Here is a 20,878-nt window from a genome sequence, read left to right as displayed (position 1 = left end):
ATCAATTAAGAACCGGAAAAGGCGCCTGGGGTTCGTTTTTTCTTGATGGGGAGTGAATCAGCAGGAGAGATGTTGAATGTGCCGCCGTCATCGCGAGCAAGCTCGCTCCCACATGAGACAGGGTTCACAAAGGTTCATTGTGGGAGCGAGCCTGCTCGCGAAAGCGTCAGCCTGACCAATTCAGAACCCGTGGCCAGGGAGCTTGCTCCCGCTCGGCTGCGCAGCAGTCGCAAACCGGCGGATACAGTCTGCCTGAAAGGTTGCTGGGGCCCGCTTCGCAGGCCAGCGGGAGCAAGCTCCCTCGCCACGCAAATCTGCTCCGGCGCGACAAATATCAAGTCAGATCGATGTCCCTGCCTCAGGATCGGGCCGCCCCATGTGGGAGCGAGCCTGCTCGCGAATCGCCCGATCAGTTGGAGGCGATGCCAGCGGCCCGGTTGACCATCGCCACGATGCTGGCGAACAGCTCCTGCTTGGCCTCGTCCGCGCTGATTTCGCCGTTGGCCGCCGCATCGGACAACGCCTCCGCGGCCCCGAGCATCGCGCGCAGGCTCGCTTGGGTCAGGCCCCGGCTCCCGGCGAACGGCTCCAGCACCGCCCGGCATTTATCCAGGAAAAGCCTTTCATACTCCCTCTTGATGCTTTCCAGTTCAGGTGAACTGGAAAGCGCCGCAACGACGCCCGGAATCTCCCGGCCCTGAAGCAGGACGCATTCGACGAACGCTTCGGCAATCACCCACGAACGACTCTGCAACGTGGGCTCGCTGGCGTCGAGTGCAGCATCCATGAGGGCCGTCTGGCGCGCATCGAAATCCTGGTAGAGCGCCGCCAGCAGCCCTGACCGGGTAATGAAATGGTCGTAGACGATGGGCTTGGTGACGCCTGCCTGGTCGGCCAGCCGGGCCAGGGTCAACGCTTCGCTGCCCTCCTCCCGAACCAGGCGCCAGGCGACATCCAGCAACTGCCGTTGCCGATCGGCGCGGGACAGTCGGCGACGAGGCGCGGCAATGGGCGGTGCATTTTCATCGGTGCTTGACATGCTAACTTTACCAGCCGTAACTTACTAACCGTAACTTAACCAAGCATACTCGCTTGACCTTGTGTGATGCCAGAAGGAGATTCGCCATGCACGCCCTTATCGTGGTTGCTCATCATGACCCCCGCTCCCTGACCCATGCGCTTGCCCAGGCCATTGGCAATGGAATTCTCCAGGCCAATCCCAACGATACGTTCGAAATCGCCGACCTGGCCGCCGAAGGCTTCGATCCACGCTTCGGCTTCGCCGACCATGCCGTCCACCACCGTGAGGCCTTGCCGCCTGCCGACGTGCTGGCCGAGCAGGCCAGGATCGAACGGGCCGACGCCCTGGTGCTGGTCTACCCGATCTACTGGTGGTCGATGCCGGCGTTGCTCAAGGGCTGGATTGATCGGGTGTTCTCCAATGGCTGGGCGTTCGACTTCAAGCTCGACGAGTTCTTTGTGCAGAAACTGCAGCATCTGCGGGTCCATCTGGTCGCCCTCGGTGGAGCCGACGCCGACAGTTTTCAACGCCACGGCTACGACCAGGCGATGGTCACGCAGATCGACCACGGCATCTTCGGCTACTGCGGTGCCCGCGTGGTGAGCTCCGAACGCTTGCTGGATTCGGAAACCCTTGATCCGAACGTACATCTGCAAACGGCCCGAGCCCTTGGGCGGCGGGTGTTCTCGGCCATCGAGCAGACCGCGCCAGCAGAAACCGACGCCGAGTGTGCATGATCAGAGTGCTCGACGGTCAGCGGCAGACAGGGGCACGTCGCGCTGATAGATATCCGGGATATACACCGCCCGCCCCTGGCTGTCCGCTTGCACTGTCCAGTATCCAAGCAGGATCGGCATCGGCTTGGCCAGCCTGAATTCATGGGTCAACTCGCTTGCCAGCAAGGTGTCGGTGCGCGTGCGTTCGGCCGGGGTCACCAGCAGGTCGCGCAGATGCATGACTTGCTCGATGCGTACACAGCCTGAGCTGAACGCCCGCGGGCCTTTGCTGAAAAGTGCCTGGCTGGGCGTGTCGTGCAGGTAGACCGAAAACGGGTTGGGGAACCGCACGACCAGTTTACCCAAGGGGTTTTTCGCGCCGGCGTCCTGGCGCAGCATCAGATTGCCAGGGTGATCCCAGTCGATATTTTCCACCGCCAGGGGCAAGCCATCGCGATCGATCACCTTGAGGTTATGCCGGGTGAGGAACTCCGGGTCGCGGCGGATCTCGGGCAGTTTGTCCTCGCGCATGATCGTCGGCGGAATGGTCCACGTCGGGTTCAGCGTCAGGCGGGTGATACGCGACTTGATCAGCGGTGTCTGGCGTTCGGCGCGACCAACCTGGGTCCGGGTCTGCCATACCGGGGCGCCAGCCTGGTAGACCGTCAGCTGCGCCGCCGCCACGTTGACCAGCACGCTGTCGGGCTCCAGGTCCTGAGCCAGCCAGCGCATGCGCTCCAGGTTGATCCGCAATTGCTCGCGGCGCATGGCCGGGCTGACGTTCAGCTCGGTAACCGTCCACGGCCCCACTACCCCATCGGCTTGCAGTGAATGGTGGAGCTGGAAGCTTTTCATCGCCTCCACAAGGCTCGGGCTGTAGTGTTCATCGGCTTCCAGCGGAGGCACGCTCAGGTAGCCTTCGTTGAACAGGCGCCGGGCCAGTGCGGGCACGCGGGCGTCACGTTTGTCCGGTTGCAACAATGGGCCGGCCGGTACTGACTGCCAGTCAGCCAATGGTAGCTGGCGTTGCCGGGCGTAGAGTTCGCGCAGGTTGCGATACAGATCCAAGGGCGGCCGCGCCTGTGCAAACGCCTCGGCGGGGTCGCGCAAGCCGGCGACGGCGAAGTGCAGCACCATGGCCTGACGGTCCGGCAACTGGGGATTGGCCTTCCAGATCGGCTCCAGGCGGTTCTGCGGCAGGTAGCCGAAACGCAGCTCATGCAGCGCTTGCAGGTAGCGCTGGCTGATGGCGATGTCGGTACAGGCCGCATTGGCATAGGCGCCTTCGCCGGGCAGGCGGTAGCGGTTCGGGTCCAGGCCATCGTCGGCCAGTTGTTGCAATTGGACTTGCAAGGCCTGCAACCGCTCATCGTCCGCCCAGATGGCCTGGCCTGCGTTTTGCTGGTACAAGACCTGCAAGCTCAGCACCGTCGAAAAATCGACGCCCGCGGCCAGTTCCGGGCAGTTGACCGACAGTTGTGCCAAGGTCGATTGCGCGTGTGCGGGGTCGCCCTCCTCGGCTGTCGCGACCAATGGCGCAACGAGCAATAAAAGGCTCAGGTAACATGCGGGCTTTTTGAACAACTGCTTTACTCCAATCCATGGCCGTCTCGTTGACGGTGAATTTTTTGCGACAGGTACGACCCGCCATCATGCAGACAAACAAAACCGGACGGGATGCCGCAAACGAACGCCAGCGTCAGCTTTTTTCGCCCGTATCGCCCTCAGTCGCGCGCCTGCTGGGCCGACTCTGCCTGGTCATGGCCGGCCTGGGCGTCATATCCGGCCCGGCACTGGCGCAAAAGCCCGGTTCCCAGCCGCTTTACAACAGCCTCGCCCACGCGGCGCCGGAACTCAATCCCCAAGCGCTTAAAAGTGCCTTGGGCGCGATGCAATGCGCTGTCGCCAACGGCGCTCGCCCGGCCCGTCACCTGGCGGTGATCGACTATTCGCAGCCCTCCACGGCACGGCGCCTGTGGATCTTCGACCTGCGCCAGAAGAAGCTGGTGTTGCGCGACCTGGTGGCACACGGGCAGAAATCCGGGGAAAACTTCGCCACGCAATTTTCCAATCGCCTGGGCAGCTATCAATCCAGCCTGGGACTGTTCCGCACCCAGGAAAGCTATCAGGGCGCCCATGGTTATTCGCTGCGCATGGACGGCCTGGAGCCCGGTTTCAATGATCTGGCTCGCGACCGCGCGATCGTGATTCACGCCGCCGACTATGTGAATCCGTTGTGGAGCGTGCGCCAGGGCCGCATCGGCCGCAGCCAGGGCTGCCCGGCCGTGCGCCCGCAAGTAGCGCGCCAGGTGATCGACAAGCTCAAGGGCGGGCAGTTCATGTTTTCCTGGTACCCGGATCCGGCGTGGCTCAAGCGTTCGGCCTATCTCAATTGCCAGGCGCAACAGGTGGCGAGCATTCTGTCGACCCGCGGCGGCTAGTAGAGCGGCCGCTGCGCGCCCGAGCGGGAGCAAGCTCCCTCGCCACGGGGATCGTGCAAATCTCCTGGCCAGCGATTGCGTCGGGTGGGTTCGTGGTTAAAATGCCGGCCTTTCGAATTGCTGGCGTTTTTCTGATGAACCCTGAAGCCCTCCAAACCTTGCAGAGCCATTTATCGACGGCGCTGGAGTCGGTGCCTGACGAAACCCGTCGGCTGTTCCACGGGCGCGGACGCTGCTGGGCGGGGCTGGAACAGATTACTGTGGATTGGTTGCAAGGCGTGGTATTGGTCTCGCTGTTCAAGGAACCCGAGCCGGCGCAACTGAACGATCTGCTCGCGATGTTACGCGACCTTGTCGCCTCGCCGGCCTGGCAGCGCAGCGCCGCCCATACGCTGGCCCTGCAGCATCGATACCTGCCCGATAGCCTTACCCAGTGGCTGGAGGGCGAGCCGATCGATGAGTGGACCCTGACCGAAGGCGGCCTGCGCTACCGGATCGACCTCGGCAAAAAGCAGAACAACGGCCTGTTCCTCGATATGCGCTATGGGCGCGACTGGGTGCGCACCCATGCCCGTGGCAAGCGCGTGCTGAACCTGTTCGCCTACACCTGCGGTTTTTCGCTGGCGGCGATCGCCGGCGGCGCGCAACACGTGGTCAACCTGGACATGTCCCGCGCGGCCTTGAGTCGTGGTCGCGACAACCACCGGTTGAACGGCCACGACCTGGGCCAAGTGAGTTTCCTTGGCCACGACCTGTTCAAGTCGTGGGGCAAGGTGATCAACAGCGGCCCCTACGACCTGATCATCATCGACCCGCCGACGTTCCAGAAAGGCAGCTTCCTTTTGACCAAGGATTACCAGCGTGTGCTGCGTCGCCTGCCGGAGCTGCTGACGGCCCATGGCGTGGTACTGGCCTGCAGCAACGACCCGGCGACCGGGCCGGATTTCCTCATCGACGGCGTCATGCGTGAAGCACCGGGCCTGCGGTTCGAACAGCGATTGGCAAATCCGCCGGAATTTCCCGACGCTGACCCGGCCTGCGGCCTCAAGGCCTTGGTGTTCACCCGCGACGATCCGGCCAGCTCACAGGTATAGCCGCAACTACACCACCAACGTCAGCCACGCCGAAACCAAGAGCAACACGGCCATGACGCGATTGAAGCGCCCCATCGCCACGGCGGAACGGCAGAACTTCGCCGCGCCACGCCCCAGGTAGGCCCAGGCGGTCATGCAAGGAATGGAGATGGCAAAGAACGCCAGGGACAGCCAGAGCACCCGCACCGTACGGTCTGCCTCGGCGCCGGCGAATACGCTGACCACCGCCAGGGCCATCATCCAGGTCTTCGGGTTTACCAGTTGCAAGCCGGCGGCGCCCGCCAGCCCGAGCCGTGGGCCTTCGACCGGGCGGTCTGGATCGATGGCCTCGGCCGGTGCGCTGAAAATCTGCCAGGCCATCCAGCTCAGCCAGGCGATGCCGGCCCAGGACAGCGCCGTTTGAATCGTCGCATGTCGCGCCAGCACGTCGCCCAGCCCGGTGCCCACCAACAACACCAGCAACGCGGCAGCCGCGCAGGCGCCGAGGATGATCGGCCAGGTGGTCGCCAGGCCGAAGCGCGAGCTATGGCTCAGCACCAGGATATTGGTCGGACCCGGGGTGATGGAGGCGACAAACGCAAACAAGGCAAACGGCAACAACTGATCCATGGCGCAACTTCTCGATGAATGATCGTGGACTTGATCATCCCGTTGCAGCCGGGCTCAGTCTGGAACAATTGAGCAGCGCTTGCGGTAATCCGCCGGACTCATTCGATAGGCGCGCTGGAACCAACGGCCGAGGTGACTCTGGTCGGCAAAACCGAGCATGGCGGCCACCGCCACGGCGCTTTCGCCACGGGCCAGCAGACGCCGCGCCCGGGCCAGGCGCAGCTGGATCAGATACGCGTGGGGCGCCAGGCCGAAGGCCGCCTTGAACGCACGACTCAGGCGAAAACGATCCACGCCGGTGACGCGCGCCAGGTCGTCCAGGCTGATGTCCTCGCTCAAGTGGCCGTGCAAATAATCCCGGGCCTGCTGGGCGACCAGTGGCAGCCGCGGGTCGGGATTGATCCGTGTTCGCCAGTGCAAATGTTGAGTGAGGTTCGACAGCAGCGTGTCGAGGGCGGTCTGGCGGACGATCAGGATGTCCTGTTCGTGCAGACTCTGGAAAGCCGCGGCGGTAGCCCTTGCCAGTCGCGCGTCATCGTTCAGCGTGACGGCAAAGCCCAGTTGCGCGTTGTCTGGCGCATCCTCGAACAACGAGCGCAGTTCGCGCTCCAGCCATTGCGGCTCCAGGTACAAGGTGCGATAGGTAAACCCGTTTTCGTGCGGCGCGTTACCGTCATGCAACTCCCCCGGTTCAAGCAGGAACACCTTGCCCGGCGTGCTGTTGTGCTGCTGCTGACGGCAATGGAACTGCTGCACGCCCTGCTCCGTCACACCCACCAGATAGGCATCGTGCCAGTGCGGATCGTAGGCGTGCCCCTCGAAATGCGCGCGCACGGTCTCGATGCCGGACGTGGCGTCCTGCTTGAGATCGATCCAGTTGCGCGCTGTCATGGGCTGCCTCGTTGATGTATCCGCCAAGGAAGATTAAACAATGCCGATGCACCGGTCTGGAAGATTTGTGCAGCTTTTTGTGGGAGCGAGCTTGCTCGCGATGCGGTGGATCAGCTTGCATTGATGTCGAGGGTGCCGACGCCATCGCGAGCAAGCTCGCTCCCACAGGGTTCGCGCCAGCCCTCAGGCATCCGGCGTGATCACTGGCAACACCGTCTCCACCGCCAATCGCGCCAGTTCCGCATCTTCCTCGGCCTTGACCCCGGACACGCCGATGGCGCCGATGCACTGACCGTCGTGACGGATCGCCACGCCGCCCTCGAGCATGCCTTGCAAGTGCGGCGCACTGAGGAAGGCGATGCGGCCACCATTGATCATGTCTTCAAAAACCTTGCTGTCCCGCCGGCCCATGGCGGCGGTGCGGGCTTTTTCGGTGGCGATGTAGGTCGACAATGGCGAGGCCCCGTCCAGGCGCAACAGCCCCAAGGGATGCCCGCCATCGTCGACCACACAGACCGATACGGCCCATTGACGCTGGTGGGCCAGCTCTTTGGCTGCTACCAGCAACTGGGCAACGTCCTGTTCGGTGAGTACCGCTTTGGTTTTCATGAATCACTCCATGCTGTGCAGCGTGAGGCCCGTCAGCCGACGCTGCGGGCGATGGACACGGCGACGGTCATTCGCCATAGATATCAAAATCGAAGTACTTCTGGCGAATCCGCTCGTAGGTGCCGTTGGCGCGAAGGGTCGCCAGCGCCTGGTTGAAACGGCCCGCCAGCGGATCACTCTTGCGCACGGCGATTCCAATGCCCGTGCCGAAGTATTGTTCTTCGACGAAGTTTGGGCCAACAAATTCGAAATCCTTGCCTTCCGGACGCTTGAGCAGGCTTTCATCGATGGCCACTGAACTGGCCATCGTCGCGTCCAGGCGTCCGCCCAGCAGGTCGAGGAAGACTTCGTTTTGCGAGCCATAACGGATCACCTCGGCCCCGGCCGGGGCAAATTTGTCGGTGACGTAACGATCGAAGTTGGTCGCCCGTTGCACGCCGATTCGCTTGCCTTTGAGCTGCGCGGGGATATCGTTGACGCCACTGCCCTTGCGAAACACCAGCCGCGCCGGAATCCGATAATAACGGTCGGTGAAGTCCACCGACTTCATCCGCTCCGGGGTGATCGACATGGAGGAAATCACCGCGTCGACTTTTTTCACTTTCAGCGCCGGGATCAACCCGTCGAACTCCTGCTCCTGCCAGACGCAACGAACCTTCATCTCGGCGCAAAGCGCCTGGCCGATGTCATAGTCGAAGCCGACGATGGCGTTGTCCGGGGTTTTCGAGGCGAAGGGTGGGTATGCCGCCTCGATGCCGATGCGCAGCGAGGTTTCAGCGGCGTGCAGATTGGCGCCGAATGCCAGCAGCGAGACGAAGCCCAGCTTGAGTGCAATGCGTTTAACGTTCATTCATTAGCTCCGGATGCGATGTTATTGATTTCGAACGCTCCACGGGAAGTCGTCCGTTATGGCAGCAGCAATCTGAACAAGCGCGGGCGACCACTCTGGGGGTGGTCTTGCCCGATAGCGGCACAGCAGTGTCCGGCGGCCCTACACCGCCGCGGTCACGATCAGTTCCAGGAGGATCTGCGGGTCATCGAACGCCACCTGTGCGGTGGCTCGCGCCGGGGTATGCGCGGCGTCGACCCAGTCGCTCCAGATCGCGTTCATCGCAGCGAAATCGCGGCCCATGTCTTTCATCCAGATCTGCACGCTGAGCAGGCGGCGCTTGTCGCTGTCCGACGCGGCGAGCAATTCGTCGATCCGCTGCAGCACCTGGCGGGTCTGGCCCTGGATGTCCTGGCTGCAATCGGCGGCGACAATGCCGCTGAGCCAGGCCACGCCGTTGTGCACGACGCTGCGGCTCAGGCGCGGGTTGCTTTCGATACGTTGGATGGTCATGACGGTTCCTCGACGCAGTGACGTTCGCCGGCCAGTTGGGCCAGCGTGATGGGTTTGAGGGGGGGACGGATGCGGTAGTAACCGACTTCAGCGGGCGACACGCAGCGCTGGGCGGCGATGATCTGGGTGACGCTCAAGCCGCATTGGCGCCCTTGGCACGGGCCCATGCCGCAACGGCTGAAGGCTTTGGTCTGGTTGGGACCCAGGCAGCCGAGGTCGACGTAGCGGCGGATAGCGCCAGCCGTGACTTCTTCGCAGCGACACACGATGACGTCGTCGGGTGGGACGCAACTTTCTGCCGGGGGGCGATACAACACATCGATCAAGGGCCGCGCGGCACGGGCACGGCGCAGGGCGTTTTCAACGGTGCGCGTTCCACGAGAAACACCGGCAATCGCCATCGCAGCGAGTCGCCCTTCCAGCCGCGCCACCTGCGCGCCGCCAATGGCAGCGCCGTCACCGGCGATGAAAATGCCCGGTGCGCTGGTTTCGCCCAAGTCATTGCGGCGTGGAACCCAGCACAGCTGCGCCTCGCTCCAGTCATGCACCAGCCGTAACGACCAGCTGATTTGCGTGTGCGGCACCACACCCTGGTGCAATAAAATCAATCCGGCGGGCACTCGCAAGTGCTGCCCTCCACTGTCGAAGCTCAGTGCACTGGCGCAGTCCTCACCCTCGACACGCAGGTTGCCAGCACCGCGAAAGTGGCGGATGCCGCCACGCTTCATTTCAGCCAGCAGCCCGACGCCCTTGAGCAGATCGCGCCAGCCGCGCAACGCACCGGGAATCAGTCGCCAGGCCCGCAGCAGCTCGCGACGGTGGCTGGTATCGACCAGCGCCTCTACGGTAATGCCGGCGCGCAGGTACTGCGCCGCCAGCAGGTACAACAGCGGACCGCAACCCGCCAGGACCACCGGCCCCGCCGGTACCAGCGCCGCGCTCTTGAGGAGGATCTGCCCCGCACCGGCAGTCATGACCCCGGGCAAGGTCCAGCCGGGAATCGGCATCGGCCGTTCGAAGGCGCCCGTGGCGATCAGCAGATTGCGCCCGCGCAAAACCTCTGCGCAGCCGTCGATCAGGTAGTGCACCTCACGCTGGGGCGTGACTTGCCAGATCGCCGCGTTGGGCAAGTAACGGGCCCCGCATTGGAGGAAATCCGCCGCCAGTTTCGCCCCGGCGCTGTAGTCTTCGCCCAGCACCGCGCGGCTGCGGGCATCGGCCTGAAGCACCTGACGATAAATCTGCCCGCCAGGACTGGCCTGCTCATCCAGCACCACGACCGACAATCCACGATCCCTGGCCTCGATGGCGGCGCTCATGCCGGCCGGTCCGGCACCGATGATGATCAAGTCGATCACGGCGTTACTCATCGGTCTCCTCCTCGTTCGGCGCCAGGCTGACGGCGCCGCGTTGGCGTTGCACGCGCATGCCCGGGCGCACCGTCACCAGGCACGACTGGACGTTGGCCTGGCCGTCCACTCGCACCAGGCATTCGAAGCACACGCCCATCAGGCAGTACGGCGCAGCGGGCCTGCCGCTGACAGCGCTGTCACGGGTATGCCGAACTCCGCTGGCAAGCAGCGCCGCCGCAAGGCAGACATCACCCGGCACGCTCAAGGGCTTGCCGTCGAACTCGATCAGTACCGGGTTCTGCGAGACGGCCAAAGGCCGGAACAGGCTTTCAGCCGACATGACGCACCTCGGTTGGCGAATTGAAGCGCTGCAGGCCGAATGGCTTGACGGCTGGGTCTTCGAACTCGCCGGCAATCCACGGGGCCAGGCGCAGGGCGTGAACGGCGGCCAAGGTCACGCCGCTGTGGCAACTGACGACCGCCAGGCCCGGGCAGCCCTCGGGCATTTCGTAAATCGGAAACCCGTCGGCGCTCATCACCCGCAACGCGCCCCAGGCCCGCACCAGGCGTACGTCACCCAGCAGCGGGAAACATTGCACGGCGCGTCGGGCGATCGTGGCCATGACCTGGCTGCCGGTGCTGTCGTCGAAGCCGGCCGACTCGTGGGAATCGCCCAGTTGCACGGTGCCCTCGTCGGTCTGGCGCACATACGTCGTGGGGTAATGGAGGAACGGCTTGAGCCGTTCGGTCACCAGGATCTGCCCGCGATTGGGTTGCACGGGCACGTCCAGTCCGACCCTTTCGCCCAATGCCCGATTGCCCAGGCCCGCGGCCAGGACAACCTGCGCGGCAGACCAGCGCTGATCGGCGGCGCGCAGTTGGAAACCCGTGGCGTGTGGTTCGATGGCCTCGACGCGGTGACCATTGATCAACGTCACGCCACGCGCTTTGCAGGCCGCATGCAGCGAACGCAACAGCTTGAGCGGGTTGACGTGACCATCCATGGGTGAGAAACAGCCGCCCACCACGTCGGGGCCGACACCCGGCAGACGGCCGCGCAGTTGTGCTCTGTCCAGCAGCTCATAGGGATAATCACCGTCGAGGGCCTCGCGCAGCCAGGCCAGGTGCGCGGCTTCCTCGGCCATTTCCGCGTCGCTCAGGCACAACTGGAAACCGCCCTGCTGGCGCAGATGGATATCGATCCCCGTGTCGGCTTGCAGCGCTTCGGCGAAGCGCGGCCACAGCGCCACCGAATCACGGGTCCATTGTGCATACGGGCTCATTCCATAGCCCTTGCCTTGGACCCAGAGCAAACCGAAGTTGCCACGGGCGGCGCGAATCGCGTCGTCGCCCTCGTCGAGCACGCTCACTTGGCGCCCGAGCAGGGCCAGGCCATAGGCAATGGACATGCCCACCAAGCCGCCACCTACGATGATCACATCAGTTTTTTGCATGACTGCTTTATCGCTGTTCCAAAGGCCTTTGAAGTACGGCGAAGCGCCGATTCATGGCCGGGCGAGTTCATGCGATCGATCCTAGAACGCTGCCACGCTGATTAAAAATGCTTTATTTTTGATAGCTCATGTCTTTTTGTTATGGGTGAGCATCCTTATGAACCTCCGCCAGCTGGAAGCGTTTCGCGCGGTGATCCTCGGCCAGACCGTGACCCGCGCCGCCGAAATGCTGCACATCTCGCAACCCGCCGCGACCCGGCTGATTGCCAGCCTGGAAGAAGACATCGGCTTCAGCCTGTTCGACCGGATCAAGGGCCGGCTGCAACCGACCGCCGAGGCCATGACGCTGTATCAGGAGGTGCAGCGCTCGCTGCTGGGGGTGGAGCGGATCGCGCGCACGGCCCAGGACATCCGCAACCTCAAGCGCGGTTCGCTGCACATTGCCTGCGCGCCGGCGATGGGTTTGTCGTTCCTGCCGCGGGCGATTGCCGCGTTCATGGCCGAGCATGAGCAGGTGCAGATCTCGCTGGTGGTGCATTCCTCGCGGGAAGTCGTTGACCTGGTGGTAGGCCAGCGCTGTAACCTGGGCCTGATCGTCCTGCCCAATACCTACCCGAGTCCCCGCGCCGAAAAGTTGCTGGCTACGCGCATGCTCTGCGCCCTGCCCGCCGGCCATCGGCTACAGGACCACGAGTCCATCAAGCCGGAAGACCTGCAGGGCGAACGGTTCATTTCCTATCCGCAATCCATCGGCTCCCGGCAACACATCGACGCGATTTTCGCCGCTCACGGCGTCGAGCGTGAGCTGCGCCTGGAAACCCAATTGTCCCAGCCGATGTGCACTTTTGTTGAGCAAGGCCTGGGCGTCGCCTTGGTGGACGCCATCAGTGCCGTTGAATACCGCGGCAACGGCATCGTCTTCCGGGCCTTCGAACCGGCGATCGAAATGGACTTCAGCATGCTGCTGCCAATCCATGGACCGCTGTCGAAACTGCAGGCGCGCTTCCTCGAACACATGCAGCGATTCATCGAGGCGCAGGTACCGGCGGCTTATCGGTTTTAAAGCTGCCAATGGATCCATTGAGAAACACCGATCATCTGCACAACCACCAAAACCGTTGACAAGCAAATTAGTTAAGAGAGTTAATGGATCCACTGATAAAAACAAAACCAGCCTGGAGATCCCTCTCATGTACCCCAAGAACGCCTGGTACGTTGCCTGCACCCCGGACGAGATTGCCGACAAGCCGCTGGGTCGGCAGATCTGTCGCGAGAAAATGGTTTTCTACCGCGGGCTTGCCGGCAAAGTCGCCGCCGTCGAGGACTTCTGTCCCCATCGAGGCGCACCGCTCTCGCTCGGTTATGTCGAGAATGGCAACCTGGTGTGTGGCTACCATGGACTGGTCATGGGGGACGACGGCAAGACTGTCGAGATGCCCGGGCAACGGGTTCGGGGATTTCCTTGCAACAAGACCTTTGCGGTGCAGGAGCGCTACGGGTTTATCTGGGTCTGGCCGGGGGAACAGGCATTGGCCGATCCCTCGCTGATCCATCCTCTGGAATGGGCGGAAAACCAGGAATGGGCGTATGGCGGCGGCCTCTTCCATATCCAGTGCGACTATCGCCTGATGATCGACAACCTGATGGACCTGACGCACGAAACCTACGTGCATGCCTCAAGCATCGGCCAGAAGGAAATCGACGAGGCACCGCCAGTGACCACGGTCGAAGGCGACGAGGTAGTCACCGCCCGCCACATGGAAAACATCATGGCTCCGCCCTTCTGGCGCATGGCGCTGCGCGGCAACAACCTGGCCGACGACGTGCCGGTGGATCGCTGGCAGATCTGCCGGTTCACCCCGCCCAGCCACGTAATGATCGAAGTCGGCGTGGCCCATGCCGGCCACGGTGGCTATCACGCTGCGCCGCAATACAAGGCGTCGAGCATCGTGGTCGATTTCATCACGCCGGAAACCGAGACCTCCATCTGGTACTTCTGGGGCATGGCCCGCCACTTCCAGCCTCAGGACGAAGCGCTGACCGCGAGTATTCGCGAGGGCCAGGGCAAGATCTTCAGCGAAGACCTGGAGATGCTCGAACGCCAGCAGCGCAACCTGCTGGACCATCCGCAACGCAATCTGCTCAAGCTCAACATCGATGCCGGCGGCGTGCAGTCGCGTCGGGTACTGGAACGCTGGATCGCCCGCGAGCGTGAGCAACAGGCCGCCCTGATCGCCAGTACCCGGCAGCCGCAGCACGCGGAGCAACGGCCATGATCGAAGTCCAGGTCGCGGCACGCACTATTGAAACCGCGGACATCTGCAGCTACGAGCTGACCAGCATCGACGGTCAGCCACTGCCGGCCTTTACCGCCGGCGCCCATATCGACGTGCATTTGCCCGATGGGCTGGTTCGCCAGTACTCGCTGTGCAATCACCCGGAGGAACGGCATCGCTACCTCATCGGCGTGCTCAAGGATCCCTCGTCACGAGGTGGCTCACGCAGCCTGCATGAACAGATCCAGCCGGGCGCGCGGCTGCTCATCAGCGAACCGCGCAACCTGTTTGCCCTGGCCCCCACGGCCGGGGGCAGCCTGCTGTTTGCCGGCGGCATCGGCATCACGCCGATCCTGTGCATGGCCGAGCATCTGGCCCAGAGCGGCGCCGCGTTCGCATTGCACTACTGTGCCCGGTCCCGGGACCGCGCCGCTTTTATCGAACGCCTGGAGCAGTCGCCTTACGCCGACCGGGTATTCCTGCATTTCGATGAAGAACCCGTCACCGCACTGGATGCCGTTCGGGTACTGGCTTCGCCCAGCGCCGACCTGCACCTGTATGTCTGTGGTCCCGGCGGGTTCATGCAGCACATCCTCGCCACCGCCAAGGCCCAGGGCTGGCAGGAAGCCAATCTGCACCGGGAATACTTCGCCGCGGCGCCGATCGACACCACAGCCGATGGCCGCTTCTCGGTGAAGCTTGCCAGCAGCGGTCAGGTTTTCGAGGTGCCGGCGGACCGCAGCGTGGTCCAGGTGTTGGAAAGCCATGGCATCGAGGTTCCGATTTCCTGCGAGCAAGGCGTCTGCGGCACCTGCCTGACCCGCGTGCTGGAAGGCGTGCCGGACCATCGGGACATGTTCCTGACCGAAGCCGAGCAAGCCTGCAACGACCAGTTCACGCCGTGCTGTTCGAGGTCGAGGACGCCGTTGTTGGTGCTGGACCTTTAGAACACCACAACACCCTGTGGGAGCGAGCCTGCTCGCTCCCACATTAATAGGTCATTCGGATTTAAGGATCACTTTCATCCGCTCATCCGCCAGCGTCGAGCCAAACACCTCGGCGTAACGCAGGGTCGCGTTGGCGTGCTCGCGCATGATCGCCTCGGCCCGGGCGCCCTGGCGATTGACCAGCGCGTCGAACACCGAATGATGCTGCATGTGGGCATAGTTGAAGCGGCGGTATTCGCCGGCCATGTTCTGGCGATCGACCGCCAGGGCCGTGACCGAGGCGAACGGCAGGTGATCGTTGCGCGCCAGGGCGTCGGCGATGGCCGGGTTGTGGCTGCCCTCGACGATTACCTGGTGAAAACGCATGTTGAGGTCGTGATAGACCTCCAGGTCCTCTTCGGTCACATAACCTTTGGCGAACAGTTCATCGCCATCGACCAGGCACTGCTCAAGCGCCCGGCGAGCCTCCTCGGACAAGCCGCGTTCGGCGGTTTGTCGGGCGGCCAGGCCCTCCAGCACCCCACGCACTTCCACCGCCCCGGCAATCTCCTCGGCGCTGACCGAGCGCACCTGGAAACCCCGCCCGCCAAAACGCACCAGCAGCCCTTCCTGCTCCAGGGTGCGAAACGCCATGCGCACCGGCATCCGCGAGACGCCGAACAACTGCGCCGTGGGAATTTCCATCAGCCGCTCGCCGGCCGCCAGCTCGCCGGAGGCGATCATCCGACGCAACGCAACCAGCACCGTTTGGCCGGGCTTGCTCATCCAAGTGATTTCCAGAAGAGAGAGAGCCGCCATAGTAATTGCAATCAATTGTGGGAGCGAGCTTGCTAGCTCCCACAGGGGCTGGTGTCAGCCGGCAGAACCGGCACGCAGGATCGTCGGGTCCTCGCCTCGATACAGCGCCTCGACCTTCTTCGCGCGCCATTGCAACACGGCGCGCTGGTTGATCGAGCCCTTGTCGGTGATTTCGCCACGGTCGATGGAAGCGGGTTCGTCGAGCAGTGCGATCCACTCCACACGACTGGCGTTGCCGTTGGCTTCGCGGTTCAGGCGCTGCAACCAGTCGGCGAACCACTGGCGCACCGGCGGGCTGGCCAGGACCTCGGCGTCGCTGGCGTCCTGCTCCAGGCCCGAGAGGCGCCGGCAGTCATGCAGGCGCGGAAAGACCAGCGCGCCCAGGTGCGGGCGGTCCGGCGCCGTCACCACCAGGTCCTGGACGTACGGCGTGCCCTCCAGCACCGCGCGGTTGCGCAACGGCCCGACGCTGACGAACACGCCGGAGGACAATTTGAAGTCTTCGGCGATGCGCCCGTCGAACATCAGCCCCAACTGCGGGTTGGCGGGATCGGCCAGCTTGATGGCGTCGCCCGAACAATAAAAACCGGCCTCGTCGAACACCTCGGCGGTCTGCTGCGGCGAACGCCAGTAGCCGGGCATGATGTGCGGCCCGCGAAAGCGCCCTTCGAACTTGCCGTCCACCGGCACCATCCGCACTTCGCAACCTGGCGCCGGCAAGCCGATGTAGCCGGCCATGGACAGCGGCCCGGTGGTGAAGGTGCAGGACGGCGACGCTTCGGTCATGCCCAGGCCGGCCATCATGCGGATGCGCTCGCCGCAATGCTGCTCGGCCACCTTGTCGAGGCGATCCCAGGTGCTTTGCGAAAGCCCCGCCGCGGCGAAGAAGAACAGGCTGATGCGCTTGAAAAAGCGCTCGCGCAACTCGGCGTCCTGTTCCAGCGCGCTGACCAATTCTTCCCAGCCCTTGGGCACGGTCAGGTAGGCGGTTGGGGAAATTTCCTTGAGATTGCGCAAGGTTTCGGCGAAGCCCTGGACGGTGGGCTTGCCATCGTCCAGATAGAAGGTGCCGCCGTTGTACAGCACGATGCCGACGTTATGGCTGCCACCAAACGTATGGTTCCAGGGCAGCCAATCCACCAGCACCGGTGGTTCCTCGCCAAACACCGGGAAGGTCTGCAAGAGCATCTGCTGGTTGGCGCAAAGCATGCGTTGGGTGGTGATCACCGCCTTCGGCAGCTTGGTGGAGCCGGAGGTGAACAGGAACTTGGCGATGCTGTCCGGGCCGGTGGCGGTGAAAGCCCGCTCGGCCTCGCTGCCGCCCGGCTGCGCCAGCAGGCTGGCGAAGCTTGTCCTGGCGCGGCCAGGTATTTCTCCGCGCACGCTGACCAGGGGGATATCCATAGGCAATACCGCGTTGATCGCGCGCTCGAACGGCGCGGCCTCGCTGACAAATACCAGCCCCGGCTGCAACAGGTCGCAGACGTGCCGCAGCTTGGCGAAATCCTGGGACAGCAACGAATAGGCCGGCGACACCGGGCAATAGGGAATCCCGGCGTACATTGCGCCCAAGGCCATTTGCAAGTGCTCGATGTCGTTACCCGAGAGCAGCGCCAGGGGTTTTTCGGCCGACAGGCCATAACGAAGCAGGCCTTGGGCAATGGCCCGCACGCTGTCGAGCATTTCGGCATAGCTGACGTGACGCCAATCGCCCTGGTTTTCGCGAGCGGCAATGAACGTCTGGTCCGGTCGCACCCGGGCCCAGTGCACCAGGCGATCGAGCAGGCGCGACGGCAACGGCGCCAAGGGCTCCAGGGAGCGCATGTGCAGGATACCCTGCTCTTCCTTCACTTCAACGGCTGGATGCCCGATCGACACCTGGCGATAGCGCGCAGGTTCGGGCCGGGAGGATGATCTGAACTCGGAACTCACGGTGCATCTCCTCCATCAAGGCACGCTCGGGTCGCTTGACGCGAGCGGAGCGTGGCAGCGTCTGGCTGCGGCCTTGTGATTGTCATGTCTGGCCTGCATCGGGCGATGGCGCGGGGGGCCCATCGCCGGCGATGCGACGGATTTTCAGATCGGGTAGTGCCGTGGGCCGTTCTGCATCGTCACCCAGCGCAACTGGGTGAAATGCTCGATGGCGGCCTTGCCGCCAAAGCTGCCGTAGCCGCTGGACTTGACCCCGCCAAAAGGCATTTGCGCCTCGTCGTGCACGGTCGGGCCATTGATGTGGCAGATGCCGGATTCGATCCGTTGGGCCAGCGCCAGGGCGCGGCTGGTATCGCGGCTGAAGATCGCCGCCGACAGGCCGAACTCGGAATCGTTGGCCAGGCGCAGCAACGCTTCGTCACCGTCGCCGCGCAGCAACACCGCTACCGGTCCGAAGGATTCTTCGCGGTACAGGCGCATGTCCGGGGTGATGCCGTCGAGCAAGGTCGGCTGAAGGATACTGCCGTCCAGTTGGCCGCCGGCGACTAATCTGGCGCCTTTGGCCAGGGCATCGTCGATCAGGCCTTTGATGCGCAGTCCGGCGCTGGCGTCCACCAGCGAGCCCAGCACCGAATCACCCGCGGCAGGATCGCCGGCGCGCAGGGTCGCGATCTTCGCGGTCAGTCGGGCGACAAAGGCATCGGCCACGCTCGCGTCTACGATCAGGCGCTCGGTGGACATGCAGATCTGGCCCTGGTTGAAGTAGGCCCCAAACGCCGCCGCCTGCACCGCTGCGTCAAGATCGGCGTCATCGAGCACCAGCAGCGGTGCCTTGCCGCCCAGCTCCAGCAATGCCGGCTTGAGATGACGCGCCGACAGTTCGCCGACGATGCGCCCCACATGAGTCGAGCCCGTGAAGTTGACCCGCCGCACCGCCGGGTTGGCGATCAGGCGCTCGACAATGGCCGGCGCATCCGCCGGCGCGTTGCAGATGACATTGACCACCCCATCGCCCAGGCCAGCGTCCTGCAGCACCTGGCCGATCAGGCGGTGCACGGCCGGGCTGACTTCCGAGGCCTTGAGCACCACAGTGTTGCCGCACGCCAGGGGCATGGCGATTGCGCGGGTGGCGAGAATGACCGGGGCGTTCCACGGCGCGATGCCCAACACCACGCCACAGGGCTGACGCAAGGCCATGGCGAAACTGCCGGGCACGTCCGAAGGGATGACTTCGCCATTGATTTGCGTGGTCATGGAGGCGGCTTCGCGCAGCATGTTTGCCGCCAGATGCACATTGAAGCCGTACCAGTTGGCCATGGCGCCGGTTTCGCCAGCGGCGGCAATGAATTCGCCGCTGCGCGCCTGCAACTGCTCGGCCGCGCGCAACAGCCGGGTGCGACGTTCGTTGGGTGCCAGCGCGGCCCAGGCCGGGAAGGCAGCGTGTGCGGCGGCCACGGCGGCGTCGGCATCTTCCAGCGTGGCGGCGGCCACGCGGGACACCACTTCACCGGTCACCGGGTTGCAGCGCTCGAAGGTCCGGCCATCGCGGGCCGGGCACGACTGGCCGCCAATCAACAGGGGCACGTCCAGCATGGTGATTCCTCTTTATTGTCTTTATCGGGAACACGTTCACAGTAGCGCCGAGGGCCTTGGACGAACAACCTGCGGGCCCACGATGGCGCCCGCCGCGCTGTCGTCTCAGCGTTTGTAGGTTTGCAGGCCCGGCTTGATGCTCTTGTCGTCCAGGAACTGCTTCATGCCCTGCTCTCGGCCGCCCTCGGTGTCGAGCAGGCGCGACTGGTCCAGCTTGGCGTAGAGGTAGTCCTCGTTCTGCTCCCAGGTCAGCTCGCGGCAACGCTTGAAACCATGCTTGGCCGCGCGCAGCACCACCGGGTTTTTCTCCAGCAGGTTGCGCGCCAGCTCCACGGTGACTTCACGCAGTTGCGCGAGCGGTACGCTTTCATTGACCAGGCCCATCTCGGCGGCTTTTTTCCCGCCGAAGGTCTTGCCGGTCATGATGTAGTACAGGGATTGACGATGGCCCACGGTATCGGCCATGGCTTTGCTCACCAGGTTGCCGGGCGGGATGCCCCAGTTGATTTCCGAAAGGCCGAAGGTGGCTTCGTCGGCGCAGATCGCCAGGTCGCACGCCACCAGCGGGCTGAAGCCGCCGCCGAAGCACCAGCCGTTGACCATGGCAATGGTCGGCTTGGCGTACATGCGCAGCAGTTTCCATTGCCATTGCGAGGCTTCGCGACGGATTTTTTCCTGGAGGATTTCCGGCCCGGCATCCACTTCGCGGAAATATTCCTTGAGGTCCATGCCGGCGGTCCAGGCCTCCCCCGCACCGGTCAGTACCAGCACGCCAGCGGCGGGATCCTGTTCCAGGGTCTCCAGCACATCGATCATCTCGCGGTTGAGGGTCGGGCTCATGGCGTTGCGTTTTTCCGGGCGATTGAGGGTTACCCAGGCGATGCCTTCCTCGATGTCGACCTTGACCGTTGTCCAGCGACCTTCGTAGTTGCTCATGGCGCGTGCTCTCTTGTTCTTGGCTGAAGATGGAGAAAAACTAACCTCGAATATTAGTTATGTCAATTAACTATTAATCGATTTATCTGTATTTTCCTGGCGGCCTGGATGCAAGGTTGGAGAACAAAAAATACCAGCGACCGTAGCCACCGCGCGGCAACCCCGGCAAACTGGATAGCCTTGTTAATCACTGACCTTGAGGATGCACCTTTCGATGGCCAAGTCTTCCAAGCTTGCCGAAGCCGCCGCCGAGCCCCTGGCCGACGGTACCGACACGCAGGCGCCGCTGGATTCCGCGCTGGATGACCTGATCGGTTACGCCTTGCGTCGCGCGCAGTTGAAACTGTTCCAGAACCTGATCAGCCGTCTTGCTGTCCACGACCTGCGACCGGCCCAGTTCTCGGCCCTGGCGATCATCGACCAGAACCCCGGCCTGATGCAGGCAGACCTTGCCAAGGCGCTGGCCATCGAGCCACCGCAAGTGGTGCCCTTGTTGAACAAACTGGAAAGCCGCGCCCTGGCCGTACGGGTGCGCTGCAAGCCGGACAAGCGCTCCTATGGGATTTTCCTGAGCAAGACCGGCGAAACCCTGCTCAAGGAGCTCAAGCAGATCGCCGCCCAGAGCGACCTCGACTCTACCGCCGCACTCAATGGTGCCGAGCGCGAGGAACTGCTGCGGTTGCTGAAGAAGGTTTACCAGTAAATGAATCTGGCGGTTATCTCTGTGGCGAGGGGATTTATCCCCGCTGGACTGCGCAGCAGTCCCTCCCCTGGACGCCTCGATCGACCAGGCGGATCAAGGCGGCAGATAGAAGGGGGCTGCTGCGCAGCCCAGCGGGGATAAATCCCCTCGCCACAACAGCTGAA

The 20,878-nt window shown here is 63.6% G+C and carries 21 protein-coding genes; 7 read left to right on the top strand and 14 right to left on the bottom strand.

Annotation, left to right across the window (positions count from 1 at the left end):
• Positions 1 to 409 precede the first annotated feature (409 nt).
• Positions 410 to 1,039, bottom strand: a complete 630-nt coding sequence (locus PSH78_RS12705; RefSeq protein ID WP_305500934.1) for a TetR/AcrR family transcriptional regulator — start codon at positions 1,037 to 1,039, stop codon at positions 410 to 412.
• A gap of 86 nt (positions 1,040 to 1,125) precedes the next feature.
• Between PSH78_RS12705 and PSH78_RS12700 the strand changes: the two genes are divergently transcribed.
• On the top strand, positions 1,126 to 1,758 hold the full coding sequence (locus PSH78_RS12700) for an NAD(P)H-dependent oxidoreductase (RefSeq protein ID WP_305500932.1): 633 nt from the start codon (positions 1,126 to 1,128) through the stop codon (positions 1,756 to 1,758).
• Here the strand turns inward: PSH78_RS12700 and PSH78_RS12695 are convergent, their stop codons facing one another.
• Positions 1,759 to 3,321 (bottom strand): murein L,D-transpeptidase, encoded by a 1,563-nt coding sequence (locus PSH78_RS12695; protein WP_305500931.1) that lies wholly within the window; start codon positions 3,319 to 3,321, stop codon positions 1,759 to 1,761.
• A gap of 176 nt (positions 3,322 to 3,497) precedes the next feature.
• On the opposite strand from PSH78_RS12695, the gene PSH78_RS12690 reads away from it, so the two are divergent.
• Positions 3,498 to 4,178, top strand: coding sequence for a murein L,D-transpeptidase catalytic domain family protein (locus PSH78_RS12690; RefSeq protein WP_305501241.1), 681 nt, complete (start codon positions 3,498 to 3,500; stop codon positions 4,176 to 4,178).
• A 134-nt stretch (positions 4,179 to 4,312) separates the two neighbouring features.
• The gene (locus PSH78_RS12685; RefSeq protein WP_305500929.1) at positions 4,313 to 5,272 is read left to right on the top strand and encodes a class I SAM-dependent methyltransferase; all 960 of its coding nucleotides are present in this window, start codon (positions 4,313 to 4,315) and stop codon (positions 5,270 to 5,272) included.
• A gap of 6 nt (positions 5,273 to 5,278) precedes the next feature.
• Here the strand turns inward: PSH78_RS12685 and PSH78_RS12680 are convergent, their stop codons facing one another.
• From PSH78_RS12680 to PSH78_RS12645, 8 genes are all read right to left on the bottom strand, one after another.
• Positions 5,279 to 5,881: a LysE family translocator gene (locus PSH78_RS12680; RefSeq protein ID WP_305500927.1), complete on the bottom strand. Its 603-nt coding sequence runs from the start codon at positions 5,879 to 5,881 to the stop codon at positions 5,279 to 5,281.
• A gap of 54 nt (positions 5,882 to 5,935) precedes the next feature.
• Complete coding sequence (locus PSH78_RS12675; protein ID WP_305500925.1) at positions 5,936 to 6,772, bottom strand: AraC family transcriptional regulator; 837 nt, start codon at positions 6,770 to 6,772, stop codon at positions 5,936 to 5,938.
• Positions 6,773 to 6,955: 183 nt separating this feature from the next.
• Positions 6,956 to 7,381 (bottom strand): heme-binding protein, encoded by a 426-nt coding sequence (locus PSH78_RS12670; RefSeq protein WP_305500923.1) that lies wholly within the window; start codon positions 7,379 to 7,381, stop codon positions 6,956 to 6,958.
• Between the two features lie 67 nt (positions 7,382 to 7,448).
• Positions 7,449 to 8,231: an ABC transporter substrate-binding protein gene (locus PSH78_RS12665; RefSeq protein WP_305500921.1), complete on the bottom strand. Its 783-nt coding sequence runs from the start codon at positions 8,229 to 8,231 to the stop codon at positions 7,449 to 7,451.
• Between the two features lie 141 nt (positions 8,232 to 8,372).
• A complete protein-coding gene (locus PSH78_RS12660) occupies positions 8,373 to 8,723 on the bottom strand; it encodes a RidA family protein (RefSeq protein WP_305500920.1) in 351 nt (116 codons plus the stop codon).
• Positions 8,720 to 10,093 (bottom strand): FAD/NAD(P)-binding oxidoreductase, encoded by a 1,374-nt coding sequence (locus PSH78_RS12655; RefSeq protein WP_305500918.1) that lies wholly within the window; start codon positions 10,091 to 10,093, stop codon positions 8,720 to 8,722. The genes PSH78_RS12660 and PSH78_RS12655 overlap by 4 nt, the downstream gene beginning before the upstream one ends.
• On the bottom strand, positions 10,086 to 10,415 hold the full coding sequence (locus PSH78_RS12650) for a (2Fe-2S)-binding protein (RefSeq protein ID WP_305500916.1): 330 nt from the start codon (positions 10,413 to 10,415) through the stop codon (positions 10,086 to 10,088). The genes PSH78_RS12655 and PSH78_RS12650 overlap by 8 nt, the downstream gene beginning before the upstream one ends.
• Positions 10,405 to 11,529, bottom strand: a complete 1,125-nt coding sequence (locus PSH78_RS12645) for an FAD-binding oxidoreductase (RefSeq protein ID WP_305500914.1) — start codon at positions 11,527 to 11,529, stop codon at positions 10,405 to 10,407. Before PSH78_RS12645 ends, PSH78_RS12650 begins: the two co-directional genes overlap by 11 nt.
• Before the next feature lie 157 nt (positions 11,530 to 11,686).
• Between PSH78_RS12645 and PSH78_RS12640 the strand changes: the two genes are divergently transcribed.
• From PSH78_RS12640 to PSH78_RS12630, 3 genes are all read left to right on the top strand, one after another.
• Positions 11,687 to 12,592, top strand: coding sequence for a LysR substrate-binding domain-containing protein (locus tag PSH78_RS12640; RefSeq protein WP_305500912.1), 906 nt, complete (start codon positions 11,687 to 11,689; stop codon positions 12,590 to 12,592).
• 127 nt (positions 12,593 to 12,719) lie between these two features.
• Positions 12,720 to 13,805 carry an aromatic ring-hydroxylating dioxygenase subunit alpha gene (locus PSH78_RS12635; protein WP_305500910.1) on the top strand — a complete coding sequence of 362 codons (1,086 nt, stop codon included), beginning with the start codon at positions 12,720 to 12,722 and terminating at the stop codon, positions 13,803 to 13,805.
• Positions 13,802 to 14,752 (top strand): PDR/VanB family oxidoreductase, encoded by a 951-nt coding sequence (locus PSH78_RS12630; RefSeq protein WP_305500909.1) that lies wholly within the window; start codon positions 13,802 to 13,804, stop codon positions 14,750 to 14,752. Before PSH78_RS12635 ends, PSH78_RS12630 begins: the two co-directional genes overlap by 4 nt.
• Before the next feature lie 51 nt (positions 14,753 to 14,803).
• Here the strand turns inward: PSH78_RS12630 and PSH78_RS12625 are convergent, their stop codons facing one another.
• From PSH78_RS12625 to PSH78_RS12610, 4 genes are all read right to left on the bottom strand, one after another.
• Complete coding sequence (locus PSH78_RS12625) at positions 14,804 to 15,517, bottom strand: GntR family transcriptional regulator (protein ID WP_305500907.1); 714 nt, start codon at positions 15,515 to 15,517, stop codon at positions 14,804 to 14,806.
• An 87-nt stretch (positions 15,518 to 15,604) separates the two neighbouring features.
• A complete protein-coding gene (locus PSH78_RS12620) occupies positions 15,605 to 17,482 on the bottom strand; it encodes a feruloyl-CoA synthase (protein WP_305500905.1) in 1,878 nt (625 codons plus the stop codon).
• A gap of 144 nt (positions 17,483 to 17,626) precedes the next feature.
• Positions 17,627 to 19,075: an aldehyde dehydrogenase gene (locus PSH78_RS12615; protein WP_305500904.1), complete on the bottom strand. Its 1,449-nt coding sequence runs from the start codon at positions 19,073 to 19,075 to the stop codon at positions 17,627 to 17,629.
• Between the two features lie 105 nt (positions 19,076 to 19,180).
• Positions 19,181 to 20,011, bottom strand: coding sequence for a p-hydroxycinnamoyl CoA hydratase/lyase (locus PSH78_RS12610; protein WP_305500902.1), 831 nt, complete (start codon positions 20,009 to 20,011; stop codon positions 19,181 to 19,183).
• 214 nt (positions 20,012 to 20,225) lie between these two features.
• Here PSH78_RS12610 and PSH78_RS12605 point away from each other — a divergent pair, with 214 nt between their 5' ends.
• Positions 20,226 to 20,714: a MarR family winged helix-turn-helix transcriptional regulator gene (locus tag PSH78_RS12605; RefSeq protein WP_305500900.1), complete on the top strand. Its 489-nt coding sequence runs from the start codon at positions 20,226 to 20,228 to the stop codon at positions 20,712 to 20,714.
• Positions 20,715 to 20,878: the final 164 nt, after the last annotated feature.

It is taken from the genome of Pseudomonas sp. FP198, assembly GCF_030687895.1.
In the GTDB taxonomy this organism is placed as follows: domain Bacteria; phylum Pseudomonadota; class Gammaproteobacteria; order Pseudomonadales; family Pseudomonadaceae; genus Aquipseudomonas.
Note: the sequence above shows the minus strand (reverse complement) of the source record. Positions and strands in the feature narration are given on the sequence as shown.

What these genes read in the sequence shown, in the direction of transcription:
- PSH78_RS12640 (WP_305500912.1), top strand. Translation starts at nt 11,687, where the DNA reads ATGAACCTCCGCCAGCTGGAAGCGTTTCGCGCGGTGATCCTCGGCCAG.
- PSH78_RS12675 (WP_305500925.1), bottom strand. Translation starts at nt 6,772, where the DNA reads ATGACAGCGCGCAACTGGATCGATCTCAAGCAGGACGCCACGTCCGGC.
- PSH78_RS12655 (WP_305500918.1), bottom strand. Translation starts at nt 10,093, where the DNA reads ATGAGTAACGCCGTGATCGACTTGATCATCATCGGTGCCGGACCGGCC.
- PSH78_RS12680 (WP_305500927.1), bottom strand. Translation starts at nt 5,881, where the DNA reads ATGGATCAGTTGTTGCCGTTTGCCTTGTTTGCGTTTGTCGCCTCCATC.
- PSH78_RS12610 (WP_305500902.1), bottom strand. Translation starts at nt 20,011, where the DNA reads ATGAGCAACTACGAAGGTCGCTGGACAACGGTCAAGGTCGACATCGAG.
- PSH78_RS12630 (WP_305500909.1), top strand. Translation starts at nt 13,802, where the DNA reads ATGATCGAAGTCCAGGTCGCGGCACGCACTATTGAAACCGCGGACATC.
- PSH78_RS12650 (WP_305500916.1), bottom strand. Translation starts at nt 10,415, where the DNA reads ATGTCGGCTGAAAGCCTGTTCCGGCCTTTGGCCGTCTCGCAGAACCCG.
- PSH78_RS12605 (WP_305500900.1), top strand. Translation starts at nt 20,226, where the DNA reads ATGGCCAAGTCTTCCAAGCTTGCCGAAGCCGCCGCCGAGCCCCTGGCC.
- PSH78_RS12670 (WP_305500923.1), bottom strand. Translation starts at nt 7,381, where the DNA reads ATGAAAACCAAAGCGGTACTCACCGAACAGGACGTTGCCCAGTTGCTG.
- PSH78_RS12660 (WP_305500920.1), bottom strand. Translation starts at nt 8,723, where the DNA reads ATGACCATCCAACGTATCGAAAGCAACCCGCGCCTGAGCCGCAGCGTC.
- PSH78_RS12705 (WP_305500934.1), bottom strand. Translation starts at nt 1,039, where the DNA reads ATGTCAAGCACCGATGAAAATGCACCGCCCATTGCCGCGCCTCGTCGC.
- PSH78_RS12700 (WP_305500932.1), top strand. Translation starts at nt 1,126, where the DNA reads ATGCACGCCCTTATCGTGGTTGCTCATCATGACCCCCGCTCCCTGACC.
- PSH78_RS12690 (WP_305501241.1), top strand. Translation starts at nt 3,498, where the DNA reads ATGGCCGGCCTGGGCGTCATATCCGGCCCGGCACTGGCGCAAAAGCCC.
- PSH78_RS12645 (WP_305500914.1), bottom strand. Translation starts at nt 11,529, where the DNA reads ATGCAAAAAACTGATGTGATCATCGTAGGTGGCGGCTTGGTGGGCATG.
- PSH78_RS12665 (WP_305500921.1), bottom strand. Translation starts at nt 8,231, where the DNA reads ATGAACGTTAAACGCATTGCACTCAAGCTGGGCTTCGTCTCGCTGCTG.
- PSH78_RS12625 (WP_305500907.1), bottom strand. Translation starts at nt 15,517, where the DNA reads ATGAGCAAGCCCGGCCAAACGGTGCTGGTTGCGTTGCGTCGGATGATC.
- PSH78_RS12635 (WP_305500910.1), top strand. Translation starts at nt 12,720, where the DNA reads ATGTACCCCAAGAACGCCTGGTACGTTGCCTGCACCCCGGACGAGATT.
- PSH78_RS12685 (WP_305500929.1), top strand. Translation starts at nt 4,313, where the DNA reads ATGAACCCTGAAGCCCTCCAAACCTTGCAGAGCCATTTATCGACGGCG.
- PSH78_RS12615 (WP_305500904.1), bottom strand. Translation starts at nt 19,075, where the DNA reads ATGCTGGACGTGCCCCTGTTGATTGGCGGCCAGTCGTGCCCGGCCCGC.